This window comes from Streptomyces europaeiscabiei (assembly GCF_001550375.1).
Taxonomy (GTDB): Bacteria; Actinomycetota; Actinomycetes; order Streptomycetales; family Streptomycetaceae; genus Streptomyces; species Streptomyces europaeiscabiei.
Map to the genome: position 1 here is coordinate 1 of NZ_LRTR01000697.1, position 871 is coordinate 871.

Annotated in this window: 1 protein-coding gene; it reads right to left on the reverse strand. The window is 70.3% G+C overall.

All coding sequences use genetic code 11. The features are described from left to right. A partial coding sequence (locus AWZ10_RS34770) for an acyl carrier protein (RefSeq protein WP_167366020.1) occupies window positions 1–871 on the reverse strand: 871 nt, incomplete at both ends.

Here is an 871-nt window from a genome sequence, read left to right on the forward strand (position 1 = left end):
GGACCCTCCAGCCCCAGAACGTACGACACCCGCCCCGACACCACACTCGCCGCGTTGCCGGTGCCCACGTAACCGCCGAAGTCACCCTCCGACACACTCAACAACGCCGGATAGTCCTGACCGTTCGTCCCCGCGAACACACCCACCCGCGAACCACGCAACGACCGAGGATCAACACCCGCCCGCTCCACCGCCTCCCAGCACACCTCCAACAACAACCGCTGCTGCGGATCCATCGCCAACGCCTCACGCGGAGACACCCCGAAGAACTCCGCATCAAAACCACCGACACCGGACAGGAAGCCACCACGACGGGTGTACGTCGGTGTGTCGGGGCCGGTGCTGTCCGAAGCGGCGAGGGCGGTGAGGTTGTCCCAGCCGCGGTCCGCAGGGAAGTCGCCGATGGCGTCCTCGCCCTGGAGGAGGAGGTCCCAGAACTGTTCGGGGGTTTCGACGCCGCCGGGGAAGCGGCAGCCCATGCCGATGATGGCGATGGGGTCGTCGGCGAGCGCGGCACCGGAGCTGTGGGGTGTGCTGGACATGGGCATGGGATCGTCGGCCCGCTCCGCAGGAGCCAGGCCGGCCAGGAGGAGGTCCACCACGGCTTCGGGGGTGGGGTGGTCGAAGACGAGGGTCGCCGGCAGGGTGGTGCCGGTCGCGTGGGAGAGCGAGTTGCGCAGTTCGAGGGCCGTCAGGGAATCGAGACCCAGCTGTGTGAACGGGGTGTCGGGACGGATCGGGGTCTCCGGCGCGTGTCCGAGCACGGCGGCCAGGGTGGTCCGTACGAGATCGGCGACCGCGTCCCGCCGCCGGGACTCGGGCAGATGGGACAGGCCGAGCGGCGAGGCAGCGCCGGCGGCCGGCCGTGCCG